This window comes from Anatilimnocola aggregata (genome assembly GCF_007747655.1).
Taxonomy (GTDB): Bacteria; Planctomycetota; Planctomycetia; order Pirellulales; family Pirellulaceae; genus Anatilimnocola; species Anatilimnocola aggregata.
This window is the reverse complement of the sequence record NZ_CP036274.1, coordinates 2,506,176-2,517,648: the sequence shown is the minus strand read 5'-3', so window position 1 is coordinate 2,517,648 and position 11,473 is coordinate 2,506,176. Positions and strand designations below refer to the sequence as shown.

13 protein-coding genes are annotated in these 11,473 nt (G+C 57.0%); 9 read left to right on the top strand and 4 right to left on the bottom strand.

Translation table 11 applies throughout. The annotated features are described in order from the left end of the window. Window positions 1-26 precede the first annotated feature (26 nt). The gene (locus ETAA8_RS09625; protein ID WP_145087810.1) at window positions 27-458 is read right to left on the bottom strand and encodes a hypothetical protein; all 432 of its coding nucleotides are present in this window, start codon (window positions 456-458) and stop codon (window positions 27-29) included. 100 nt (window positions 459-558) lie between these two features. Beyond that, entirely contained in the window at window positions 559-1,836 is a 1,278-nt protein-coding gene (locus ETAA8_RS09620; protein ID WP_145087809.1) for an NAD(P)/FAD-dependent oxidoreductase, read from the bottom strand. A gap of 261 nt (window positions 1,837-2,097) precedes the next feature. Here ETAA8_RS09620 and ETAA8_RS09615 point away from each other — a divergent pair, with 261 nt between their 5' ends. The 8 genes from ETAA8_RS09615 to ETAA8_RS09580 all read left to right on the top strand — a co-directional run bounded on the left by ETAA8_RS09615 (window position 2,098) and on the right by ETAA8_RS09580 (window position 8,483). Then, the gene (locus ETAA8_RS09615; RefSeq protein WP_145087808.1) at window positions 2,098-2,838 is read left to right on the top strand and encodes a helix-turn-helix transcriptional regulator; all 741 of its coding nucleotides are present in this window, start codon (window positions 2,098-2,100) and stop codon (window positions 2,836-2,838) included. A gap of 79 nt (window positions 2,839-2,917) precedes the next feature. Further along, window positions 2,918-3,547: an NADH-quinone oxidoreductase subunit B gene (locus tag ETAA8_RS09610; RefSeq protein WP_145087807.1), complete on the top strand. Its 630-nt coding sequence runs from the start codon at window positions 2,918-2,920 to the stop codon at window positions 3,545-3,547. Window positions 3,548-3,602: 55 nt separating this feature from the next. Continuing rightward, window positions 3,603-4,433: a Fe-S cluster assembly ATPase SufC gene (gene sufC / locus ETAA8_RS09605; RefSeq protein WP_145087806.1), complete on the top strand. Its 831-nt coding sequence runs from the start codon at window positions 3,603-3,605 to the stop codon at window positions 4,431-4,433. 103 nt (window positions 4,434-4,536) lie between these two features. Then, window positions 4,537-5,955, top strand: coding sequence for a Fe-S cluster assembly protein SufB (sufB, locus tag ETAA8_RS09600; RefSeq protein ID WP_145087805.1), 1,419 nt, complete (start codon window positions 4,537-4,539; stop codon window positions 5,953-5,955). Between the two features lie 142 nt (window positions 5,956-6,097). Next, window positions 6,098-6,409, top strand: coding sequence for a hypothetical protein (locus tag ETAA8_RS09595; protein ID WP_145087804.1), 312 nt, complete (start codon window positions 6,098-6,100; stop codon window positions 6,407-6,409). Beyond that, window positions 6,406-6,750 (top strand): hypothetical protein, encoded by a 345-nt coding sequence (locus ETAA8_RS09590; RefSeq protein ID WP_145087803.1) that lies wholly within the window; start codon window positions 6,406-6,408, stop codon window positions 6,748-6,750. Before ETAA8_RS09595 ends, ETAA8_RS09590 begins: the two co-directional genes overlap by 4 nt. Next, window positions 6,743-8,068: a Fe-S cluster assembly protein SufD gene (sufD, locus tag ETAA8_RS09585; protein WP_145087802.1), complete on the top strand. Its 1,326-nt coding sequence runs from the start codon at window positions 6,743-6,745 to the stop codon at window positions 8,066-8,068. Before ETAA8_RS09590 ends, sufD begins: the two co-directional genes overlap by 8 nt. Window positions 8,069-8,165: 97 nt before the next feature. After that, the gene (locus ETAA8_RS09580; RefSeq protein ID WP_145087801.1) at window positions 8,166-8,483 is read left to right on the top strand and encodes a Rieske (2Fe-2S) protein; all 318 of its coding nucleotides are present in this window, start codon (window positions 8,166-8,168) and stop codon (window positions 8,481-8,483) included. A gap of 94 nt (window positions 8,484-8,577) precedes the next feature. Here ETAA8_RS09580 and ETAA8_RS09575 read toward each other — a convergent pair whose 3' ends face one another. Beyond that, window positions 8,578-9,111, bottom strand: a complete 534-nt coding sequence (locus ETAA8_RS09575) for a type 1 glutamine amidotransferase domain-containing protein (RefSeq protein WP_145087800.1) — start codon at window positions 9,109-9,111, stop codon at window positions 8,578-8,580. A gap of 38 nt (window positions 9,112-9,149) precedes the next feature. Next, on the bottom strand, window positions 9,150-10,028 hold the full coding sequence (locus tag ETAA8_RS09570; protein ID WP_145087799.1) for a hypothetical protein: 879 nt from the start codon (window positions 10,026-10,028) through the stop codon (window positions 9,150-9,152). Between the two features lie 190 nt (window positions 10,029-10,218). On the opposite strand from ETAA8_RS09570, the gene ETAA8_RS09565 reads away from it, so the two are divergent. Beyond that, window positions 10,219-11,298 carry a DSD1 family PLP-dependent enzyme gene (locus tag ETAA8_RS09565; RefSeq protein WP_145087798.1) on the top strand — a complete coding sequence of 360 codons (1,080 nt, stop codon included), beginning with the start codon at window positions 10,219-10,221 and terminating at the stop codon, window positions 11,296-11,298. Window positions 11,299-11,473 lie beyond the last annotated feature (175 nt).

Here is an 11,473-nt window from a genome sequence, read left to right as displayed (position 1 = left end):
CAGAGAGGCCGCGCAGTTGCCAAAACTCAATTCAAGAAATGCTCAAGCGCAGCATGTCTGCGCACCGGCGGCGGGTATCTACCAAAATCATCGATCGCGCGAGCTGTCAGCAGCGTGCGCGAGGTCACCAGTTGTTCGCTAACGACAGGTGGCAGGAGCGCTATCAGGTCGCATTGCGGCAGGGGCGATTTGCCCACATTCAGATAGCTGCACTGCGGATCGGTGCATACTTCGGGCGTAGCGGGGAGCGATTCGTCCGAGTTGGGAGTAGCGTTTTCGTGGTCGTGAGCATGAAAATGCGCCAGCCCGTTCTCGTGATCGTGGCAATGATCGTAGGCCTGCGGTCCGTGAACATGCTCCGCATCGGCGTTCGCCCCATGCGCATGGTGCCAGCAACAGCCGAGCATGAGATGCAGGCTGAAGGCAGCTGTAGCGATAAGGGTAATTGCGGAGCGCATGACTTGACTCACGTGGTGAACCTACCAGCGATTGTTGGTCGCCGGCCGATCCAAGTCAATGTCATCTCGCTGGCTAGTGTTGCACCGCCGTTGCAAATGCCTACTCGCTTGCGGTCGCTTGGGCCAGCATGGCAGCCTTTTCAGCTCGCATCTCGTTCATTGGCTCGATCACGTCATCGACCTTGTCTTCGAACAGATCGCCAATAAGCAGATCGGTCAGGTGCCCCTTGAGGTGCGGGTGTTTTTTGACGAATCGGCCAAAGCTGAAGCCGTCGTAGTACTCGCAGACCAACCGCTTCATCCGTTCCATGCCCGTGATAAAGTCCGGCCCCCATTTGCCCAACTGAGCTTCGGAAGTATCGCCATTCTTCAGGCCTTCCGAGATCGCATCGGCAGCGACCGAACCCGAACGTAACGCCAGCAGCACACCGGACGAATAAAGGGGATCGAGGAATCCAAAGGCATCGCCCACAAGTGCCCAGCCATCGCCGGCAACCTTCGTCGAGCGGTAGGTATATTCCTTGGCAATGCGGAACGGTGCAACGCGTTTCGCATTCGTCAGCCGAGGTTGCAGCCCTGGGCAAAGAGAGACTTGCTCGTTGTAGATGGCTTCCGGATCCATCCCTTCGCGATTTTTGAACAGGTACTCGTAATCGGCGACAATGCCAATGCTGACAATGTTGTTGTGCAGCGGGATGTACCAAAACCAGCCCTTTTTCCCGGCGGTCTGCATCACGTGCGTCGCACCTTCGTCGCGTCCTTCGTCGCGGTAGGCATTTTCCCAATATGTCCACAGAGCAGCCTTCTTCAGGTCGTTATCCCACTTCCGCAAACCTAAGCGGCTGATAATCATCGAACTCTGGCCGCTGGCATCGACGACAACTTTGCTGCGCACTTCGCGCACAATACCGGCTTCGTCTTCCACCTTCACGCCGACCGCCCGCGAGCCTTCCCAAAGAACTTCGAGGACGCGAACACCCTCGTGCGTTTCCACGCCATGCTCGGCTGCATTGCGCAACATGAGTAGGTCAAATTCACTGCGGAGCACTTGCCAGGTCTGCGAACATTCGTGCGGCTTGTTGTCATGAAAATAAAAGGGTTCAGACAGTTTCCCCTTGTCGGTAACAAACTGCACGCTGAACTTTTTGACGAAGTGGCTCCCCTTCATCTTGTCGAGCATGTTCAGTCGCTTGAGTACCCAATAAGTTTCTGGAATCAGCGATTCGCCGATGTGAAACCGCGGAAACCGCTCGCGCTCGAACAACTGCACTTTATGGCCATGCTGAGCCAGAACGGTCGAGCAGGTTGCCCCCGCAGGGCCGCCACCAATGACGACGACATCGGTAAAAATTGGTTCTGAAGTTCCGCTACTGACCATGAACCAGACTCCTGCAAAATGGAAAGAGCGAAATGCCCTTGTCACGATAGTTGTTGAAACAAGTATCGTCAAGTGAAAGGCACTTTAAGCACCGAATTTTATCCACCGGACAAGTCTCCGCCAATCAAATAGCCGCTGTCGCACTCCGGCGCGGAAGAAACTCCCCGCTCTTTTTGACATATAACCTTGCCAAAAATCCTGGGTCGGGTACCATTTCTTGCCGGACCTGCATTTTGGGTCCAGCAAGAATTGAGTTATCCTATGACCACCACCCCCGAAACCTCCGATCTGCAAGTCCTTGATTTGCTGCGGAAAAACTCGGCGATGAGCGTGTCGCAACTCATTTCAAGTACAGGTGTTACGGCTACCGCCGTCCGCCAGCGATTGACCCGTTTGCTCAAGCAAGGGTTGATCGAACGGGCTGCGAATCCTGGTTCGCGCGGTCGTCCATCGCATAAGTACACGCTTACCGATTTGGGCCGCCGCTCAGCGGGGGCGAATTTTGCCGACTTGGCGGTTGCCTTGTGGCAAGAAGTGCGGGACATCAAGGATCAGGAGATTCGCCGAGGCTTGCTAAAACGCCTGAGTAAGCGAATGGCGGAAAGTTACGCCGAGCAGATTCAGGGGAATTCCATTGGCGAACGAATGGAGTCGCTGGCCGAGTTGTTTTCGGCCCGGCAAATCCCGTTCGACGTCAAGCACATTCCCTCCGCCGCTGTCCAACCGCACAACGAACGCAGTTTACCGGTCCTCAGCGCTCATGCTTGTCCCTATCCGGCCCTGGCCGAACAAGATCAGAGTATTTGTGCGTTGGAAAAAATGATGTTTTCCGAGTTGCTGGGCGAGAACGTGAAGCTCGCCAGTTGCCGGCTGAATGGCGATCACTGCTGTACTTTTGAACCCGCTGGCGGACACAGTTCCGCAGCGATTTCCACGACCTCAATTTCGCAGAGCATTTCACCTGGGCCGCTGGTCGAAGTGCCAGCAGCTGCGGTATCCTGACGAGCTTGCCACAGCTGGCAATTTCGCCGGGCGAAGTAGTGGTCAGAACGAACAAATCAACACGCGTAAGAAGAACAAAATGTCGACTCAACCTTGGATCGAAGCTCGGATTGAAGAAGGTGTCTTCACCACCACGCTCGAGCAAGCCATCAATTGGGCTCGCCAGTCGAGCATTTGGCCGATGACGTTCGGTCTCGCCTGCTGTGCGATCGAAATGATGGCCGCGGGTGCCAGTCGTTACGATATGGACCGCTTCGGCGCCGGTGCCTTCCGCGCCACGCCCCGTCAGGCCGACTTGATGATCGTGGCCGGCACTGTCACCTACAAAATGGCCAGCCGTGTTCGCCGCTTGTACAACATGATGCCCGACCCGAAGTTCGTGATCGCCATGGGTGCCTGCACCGTCGGTGGTGGTCCTTACTTCAAGTGGGGCTATCACGTGGTGAAGGGTGTCGACCTGGTCGTGCCCGTCGACGTCTACGTTCCTGGCTGCCCGCCCCGTCCAGAAGCTCTGCTCGAAGGGCTGATGCGGATTCAAGACAAGATTCGCGGGCACAAGATCGGCAAGCAACGGCAGACCGGTGAAGCTGGCTGGCTCACGCTGGGGCAGAAGAGCGAAGACGAATTACCCATTCCGCATCACTCGGGCTTCGTGTCGACCGATGTCGACAAGCAGCCTGTATACGACCATCAAAAGATTACCGGCTAATCGCCGCCTGAGCGGGTTAGCCAAAAGTGTCCATAGCAAAGGTTTGAAGCAGAACATGTCCGATACGCTCGTCATCACGAATTTGCATTGCTCGGTCGAGGGAAAGCAGATCCTTCGTGGCGTGAACCTGACCGTTCGCCGCGGTGAAACCCACGCGCTCATGGGCCCGAACGGCAGCGGCAAGAGCACGCTCGGCCTCGTCATTATGGGTCATCCCAAGTACGTAGTGACCGAAGGGACGATCACCCTCAACGGCGAAGACCTCCACGAAAAATCGCCCGACGAGCGTGCTCGTCGCGGTTTGTTCTATGCCTTTCAACGCCCCGTTGCGATTCCCGGCGTCAAGCTGGCCGACTTCTTGCGCCATGCGGCGACGAACGTTCGCAATCCGGAACGGAAGGAAGGCGAAGAACTGATGCCGATGCGTGATTTTCGCAAAGAGCTGAAAGCCAAGATGGAACAGCTGCGGATGAATCCCGATTTCGCTCGCCGCTATGTCAACGACGGCTTCTCCGGCGGTGAAATGAAGCGGGCCGAAATTCTGCAGATGGCCATGTTGCAACCCAAGATTGCTGTGCTCGACGAAACCGACTCGGGCCTCGATGCCGACGCGGTTCGCCTCGCCAGTCAGAGCATTGCCGAGATCGGCCGCGAGAAGATGGGCCTGCTCATCATCACGCATCACGACAAACTACTCGAACACAATCCGCCCGAATTCACGCACGTGATGTTGGGTGGACGAATTGTTGAAACCGGTGGCATCGAATTGGCGGCCGAACTGCACGGCCAAGGTTACGACCGCATCCGGCGCACCTATCCCGATGCCGCGGAAGAGAACCGCCTAATGGCAGCCAAAGAAGAACTCGCAGCCAGTGGTGCCCACTAAGGCCCGCCAGGTTGCCCCGCGTTCCTCGCAATTCCGCCAAGAGAGCAAAAAATCTTTACAAGCGACGGCGATCAACCTCGAATCGCTTAGATAAGAAATAGCCATGACCACCGAAATCACGACACCGACCCTTGATGCCGACCCAGTAGGGGACATCAACAAGTACGACTTTCAGACTGTAAGCAAGCCGATCTTCAAGGCTCGCAAAGGTATCGATGCCGAAATCGTTCACCAGATTTCGGACATGAAGAACGAACCCGATTGGATGCGCGAATTTCGCCAGCAATCGCTCGAAATCTTCTTCAGCAAGCCGATGCCGAAGTGGGGCGGCGATATCGCTCTCGACTTTCAAGACATCTATTACTACCTGAAACCGACCAACAGCCAGGGCCGTACTTGGGATGAAGTCCCCAAGGAAATCAAAGACACGTTCGAACGGCTGGGCATTCCCGAAGCAGAGCGCAAGTTCCTCTCTGGCGTGAAGGCTCAGTTCGAAAGCGAAGTGATCTACGGCTCGCTCAAGCAAGACCTGGCCGACAAGGGAGTGATCTTCACCGACACCGATACCGCGGTGCGCGAACATCCCGAACTGGTGCGCAAGTACTTCGCTAAAATCATTCCGCCCTCGGACAACAAGTTCGCCGCGCTCAATTCGGCCGTCTGGTCGGGTGGTTCGTTCATCTATATCCCGCCGGGCGTAAAGATCGACTTCCCATTGCAGGCCTACTTCCGCATCAATGCCGAGAACATGGGTCAGTTCGAACGGACGCTGATCATCGTCGACGAAGGGGCGAGCATTCACTACGTCGAAGGCTGCACCGCGCCAATGTACAGCAGCGAAAGCTTGCACTCGGCCGTGGTCGAAATTTCGGTGCAGCGCGGCGCTCGTTGCCGCTATACGACGATTCAAAACTGGGCCAACAATATTTACAACCTGGTCACCAAGCGGGCTATGGCTTATGCCGATGCCACGATGGAATGGATCGACGGCAACCTCGGCAGCAAGCTAACGATGAAGTATCCGGCCGTGTACATGATGGAACCGGGTGCCCGCGGCGAAATTCTATCGATCGCGTTTGCTGGTCCCGGTCAACATCAAGATGCCGGTGCCAAGCTGGTGCATTGTGCCCCGAACACCACCGGTCAGATCATTAGCAAAAGCATCTCGAAGGGTGGCGGCCGCAGCAGTTATCGTGGGCTTGTCCGCGTCGAAAAGGGCGCTACCAACGTCAAGACGAACGTCGTTTGCGACGCGCTCATCCTCGACGACAAGAGCCGCAGCGATACCTACCCCTATCTCGAAATCGCCGAGCAGGATGTATCGATCGGCCACGAGGCCAGCGTCTCGCGCATCGGGGAAGAACAGTTGTTCTATCTCACCAGCCGCGGCCTGACCGAAGCTGAAGCCAGCGCAATGATCGTCAACGGCTTTATCGAGCCGCTGGTGAAAGAACTTCCCATGGAATACGCCGTCGAAATGAACCGGCTGATTCAGATGCAAATGGAAGGCTCGGTGGGTTAGCGATCATGCGGGGGTGTGAGTGTTTTTATACCGAGGTACATCGGAAGGTTGGCCGGGCAATCCTGCCACCCAACGATTCCAGGTAACTCCCACCACCACGAGCCCCTTGGTCGCCACTTTATTCGCGATCGAGTGCCAGCGATTGAGTTGCGGTGTTTTGCTGGCCTGCTTAAAGTCGGATGTCGAGTATTTGATCGGTGCGTCCAACGTGCTGAGCGAAGTTGAGCAAGAGGTGGTGGTGGACGTCGCACCCGCTGAGTTTGTGCGGCGATTTGTTCGGTGGAAATGCGAAGTAGCGAAGGCTCGAGCCACTTTGCTTGAAATGGGCTGTGAAGTCCCGGAGTATATTGGAGATAAGATTACCCTTAACAATTGGCTGAATGATGCCCGTCGCTTCGAAGAAGACTTCGTCGTCGAGTTTCATCGCAGGGTATTTGGGGAGATTGAGTCATGACGAATCCATGCGAATTTATCGTGAACGGCGTGGTGACCGGTGCCTCCCAAATGTTTCATGTGATTGGCCGCTGTGGTGACTCCTCCTTTCGCGTCGGTGATGTTTTCGATCAACTTGCCTTCCCGGGAGAAGAAGCTCAATCAGTTCAGTTGCGAGTTACCAGGATCACGGCGTATCAGCGGTCGATCGATGAGATCGGTTGGGGTATGACCGCGACCGTCGATGTCGAAGGCTCGGGTGTGGATCAACTCCGCCCTCGGGCAGTTTTGGTTGTTTCCCATCCGCAAGAGCCACAAAGCGTTCAGCAATCTGTAAAAGTTCAGGCAACGTCCGATGTCTAGTGCCACCGTATCCACGGGCTTTACTCCCGAAACCTTCGACGCTTTCCTTCGTTCGCGCAACGAGCCCGAATGGCTCGTTAACCTGCGCAAGCATTGCTGGGAAGCTTTTCAGCGAATGGATTGGCCTGCGCGCAATGACGAGGAATGGATTCGCACGGACATTCGCTTGCTCAAGCTGAGCCAATTTGGTTTGCCACTCGATGGAACGAAAGCCGAAGCGGCGGTTCCGTCGCTTCTTTCCGAAGGTGTGCAACTCGCTGGGCAAGTCAGCTCGGTCGATGGTCGGCCACAATCGGCGACGGTCGATAAGAAGTGGCAAGACAAGGGAGTGATCTTCGGCAGCCTCGATGAAGTGGCCAAGACACACAGCGACCTCGTCCAAAAATATCTCCTCACGCGAGCAGTGAACCCGGAATACGATCGCTTTGCAGCGCTACATGGCGCTTGCTGGTCGGGCGGTCATTTTCTGTATGTGCCGCGCAACGTGAGCATTGGCGATCCCTTCCATTTCATTTCGGCCTTGAGTGGTGGCGGAGCTGATCTCAGTCATACGCTTATCGTGCTCGAAGAAGGGGCTGAAGCGACCGTCATGTGCGAGACGGCCAGCTTGCCAGTTGCCGGTGGAGCCACGGGCGCTGGGTTTCATAACGGTGCGACCGAAGTGATTCTCGCGCCGCGAGCCATGCTGCGGCTGGTCAGTTTGCAGAACTGGTCCGACCAGGTTTGGAACTTTGCTCATCAAAAGGCGCTCGTGGGCCACGACTCCACCCTGCAATGGACGATTGCCGCGATGGGGAGCCGACTGAGCAAGGTGAATCAACACGTCGAACTCTGCGGCAAGGGTGCAGAATGCCAAGTGAACGGCGTGCTCTTCACCGAAGGCAAGCAGCACATTTCGTATCACACGCTGCAACATCACGCAGCTCCTGGTTGCCGCAGCGACTTTTTGTATAAGGCGGCTCTGCAAGACAAGTCGCGCACGGTGTGGCGCGGCATGATTAAGGTCGATCCGCTGGCCCAAAAGACAGACGGCTATCAGCGCAATGACAATTTGATGCTCAGCACTGAAGCCCGTGCCGACTCGATTCCCGGCCTCGAAATCGAAGCCGACGACGTCCGCTGCACGCATGGCAGCACCACCGGCAAGGTCGATGAAGAACTCATCTTCTACGCCCAAGCCCGCGGGCTAACCCGGCAAGAAGCGACTCGCATCATCGTGAGTGGTTTCTTTCAGCAGATCTTCGACCGCATCACGATCGAAAGCGTTCGCAACGCGCTGGGGCATGCGATTCTCCGCCGCGTGCGCGAGTACAGCTAAGGTCTACCGTCGCGTGGGCTGTTAGCACACGTTCGTGCCGTTGTCTCTGTGATCGCTACCTACGTGGGCTAAAGCCCACTCTACCTAGAAACGCCTCATGCCTGAATTTGTGAAGACAGTTCCCGTCGCCGAGATCGCCGACCCGGGCCGCACGCTGCTCGAAGTGGGCGACCGCGTGGTGGTGCTAATTCACATTGGCGGTAAGTTTTTCTGCATCGACGACGTCTGCACGCACGACGGCGGCCCGCTCAGCGACGGCGAACTCGACGATCACACCATCGCCTGCCCGCGGCACGGGGCCAAGTTCGATATCTGCAACGGCAAGGCGCTTACCATGCCCGCGACAGAAGATACCGCTGCCCATCAAACCGAAGTCCGCGATGGCTGGGTGTGGGTCAAGTTGCGGGAAGAGTAGTCGTCGCTCTCCGGTAGCCCGACGCAAGAATCCAGTCATGGGACAGAACTCGTCTCTTTGGCAAATACCAACGACGCGTCAGGCCAAGCCAGAACTATGCCGTTAGCACCTGTAAGCAACCACGGCAAAAGTCGGGAAGATCGTCGGGCTTGCGACTGCTGACGAAATGACGATCGATTACCACGGCGGCATCTTCCCACAGGGCACCGGCATTGGTGAGATCGTCCTTAATCCCCGGTGAACCGGTGACGCGCACACCTTTGTAAACGCCGGCCGAGATTGGAATCCAACCGCCGTGGCAAATGGCAGCAATCAGTTTTTGCTGCTTGTGAAAATCGCGCACGATCTCGAGCAGCGCCGGATCGCGCCGCAGCTTATCAGGCATGAACCCACCAGGGACGACGAGGCCCGCAAAATCCGCAGCCTTCAAGCCCGCATATGCCACGTCGGAGGTACACGGATAGCTGTGCTTGCCCGCGTACTTTACGCCGGCTTTTTCGCCAGCCACGACAACTTCTGCCCCCGCTTCGATCAGCCGCAACTTGGGGTACCAGAGTTCGAGATCTTCATAGATATCGCCGACAAAGGTAAGAATTCGTTTGCCGCGGAGAGGTTGATCGGTGGACATGTTGAGGCCTCGTGAAGTGCGGGAAGAGGTTGTTGTAGTTAGCCAAACATCTGATCGAGCGCTGTGAGCGCAACAGGCCAGGCCGGCTTATCGGTTTGATAAGTAAGCCACCAATCGTACACGAGCGTGGACGCATCGAGATCGGCCAGTTGAGGCAGATGCCAGGTGGTAATGGCGCGCTGCAATTGCTCGGGCGAGAACTCGCCCAGTTCCACTTCGGCCGCAGCTTGGAGGGCGACGGGCAACAGTGCGAAAGCGGCGACATGCGGCAGCCGTTGCAAGTTGACGTGTTCGGCAAACACCGGCAGATCGCAATTCAATTGCGCGAGAAGCCAGGCCATCCGCACGATTTCTGGTAAGCGAGGTTCGGGATTGGTGAGGACCGCTTCGAAGGTGATGGCATTCTGTTGTAGGAGCGCTTCACCTCCGCCACCCAGGGCGGGATGGACGAGAACGATGGTAGCTTCGGGCACCAGCAAGCGCTCGTCGGTGAGCGAACTGATTTGCCGCAACATTCCCGCGCCGCGCGATTCCCATTGTTCGCGGAGGGGACGCTCGCGCAGGCGTAAGGTCTCGGCCGGATTGGGACAAGCCTTTTGAAAGGCCTGTACGACGGCTGTTAGTACCGCCGTTAATTTCGCGACGGCCAGATCACCGCGCGGTGTGTTTCCTTGCACTTTTACCACCGCCCGCTCGACCAATTGGCGCGGCGCATCGAACTGCGTGGCAAAGCCGGCCAGCGCGCGGCGAAACGCCTTCTCCGGGAGGCCCACGACTGCAATCTCTTGCTTCAGCGCTTCGGCAGGTTCCGCGAGCGCTGCCTGCAATTGCGGATCGACCAGTGTCTTGCCAGCCGCCACCGCCGCTGCTGCATGCAGTGCGCTGTTTAAAGAGCCGGGTTTCCAGGTGAGTTGCATGGTGGGGCAGGGTTAAAGGGAGGAAGAAGAGGTCAGGGACGAAGAGTAGTAAAGCGAAGCATGAAATCTGCGGTGTCGCGTGTTACGATGATCCCGCGATTTGGACTTTCGATCAAGCCGCCGAGGCGACTCTGATCTGACAGCTTTACTGCTTCCTCCCTTCAACCCTTCCTCTCTCGCCTTAGCCCCCATGACACGCGACGACCTTGATACTCCTGCCCTGTGCCTCGATCTCGATGCGTTCGACGACAACGTGCGCGACGTAGCCACGCTCTGCGCATTGCAAAATATCGACTGGCGGCCGCATGCCAAGTGTCATAAGTCGCCCATTATTGGCCAACGGCTGATCGACGCGGGGGCCATCGGTTTGACGTGCGCCAAACTGGGCGAAGCCGAGATTTTCGGAGCCGCAGGCATTCAAGACTTGCTGATTGCCAACATGCTGGTGGGGCCGAAGAAAGTGGCGCGGTTGGTCGAACTACGAAAAATTGCCGATCCGATTGTAGCCGTCGATCATCTGGATCAAGCACAACCGCTGAGTGAAGCCTTGCATCGCGCGGGCCTACGCGCGCGATGCATCTTGGAAGTCGATATCGGTTTGAATCGCGTGGGCGTGCAACCGGGCGCTGCGACACTGGCTCTGGCGCAAGCAGTCGACAAGTTACCGGGACTCGAACTGGTCGGCATCATGGGTTACGAGGGGCATCTGATGGCAGTTGCCGATCAGGAAGAAAAATCACGTCGTGTGCAGGAATCGCTCGAACTGCTCGTTGCTCAGCAACACTTAATCGGCAGTCACGGGCTGCAATGCGATCTCGTCAGCTGCGGCGGCACCGGCACGATCCATCTTTGCTCGACACAGCCCGGCATCACCGAGATTCAGGCCGGTGGTGCCATCTTTATGGATGCGTTCTATCGTCAGTTGTGCCTGGTTCCTGGCTTCCAATTCGCGCTCACGGTGCTCACTACCGTCGTCAGCCGGCCGACTCCCGAGCGGGCGATCATCGACGCGGGGCGCAAAACGCTCAACATCGAGATCGGCAAGCCCTTTGTCAAAGACCGGCCAGATTTAAAAGTGCAATGGCTGTCGGCCGAACATGGCACACTGCTGGTGGAAGGTGCGCCCGACTCTCTGAAGATTGGCGATCGGCTCGAACTGATTCCCGGCTATGGCGACCTTACCATCATGCTGCACGAACAGTTCCACTGCTTCCGCGGACGTGAGCTTGTCGAAACGATTCCGGTCGCCGCGCGCGGCAAGCTGCAGTAAGTCGGCAGTTCGTCAACTGCCCGCTAGCATGAAGCCATAAGGCTTATTACACTAGCGCGGGCGATGGTTGCGAAATCTTGGTTGATTTTTCATCGAAACGTTCTATTGCTCTTGGCGAAACAGCGACGAACGTCGATAAGAATGATGACCGGTTACCCCGCGATTTGTGGGCGAT